1 pseudogene is annotated in these 389 nt (G+C 65.8%); it reads left to right on the top strand.

What is annotated here, in order from left to right:
- Positions 1-389, top strand: a pseudogene (locus AC1ECK_RS36695) (hopanoid biosynthesis associated radical SAM protein HpnJ); the annotation flags it as partial.

Here is a 389-nt window from a genome sequence, read left to right as displayed (position 1 = left end):
GGAGCATTCATGAAAACGCTGTTTTTGCAGGCCCCGTCGTACGACGGTTTCGATGGCGGCGCAGGTTCGCGCTATCAGGCGAAGCGCGAAATCCGCTCGTTCTGGTATCCCACGTGGCTCGCGCAGCCCGCGGCGCTGGTGCCGGACAGCCGCGTGCTGGACGCGCCCGCCGACGGCCTGTCGGTCGAGGCGACGCTCGATATCGCGCAGCAGTACGACCTCGTCATCATCCACACCAGCACGCCGTCGTTCCCCACCGATGCGATGTTTGCGCAGGACCTCAAGCAGCGCAAGGCGTCGGTGCTGATCGGCATGGTGGGCGCGAAGGTCGCGGTCGACCCGCATAACTCGCTCACGGCGAGCGAGGCGATCGATTTCGTGTGCCGCGA

The organism is Paraburkholderia sp. SSBN10T (assembly GCF_056619545.1).
The sequence above is the reverse complement of the archived record's forward strand: the minus strand, read 5'-3'. Positions and strand labels throughout refer to the sequence as shown.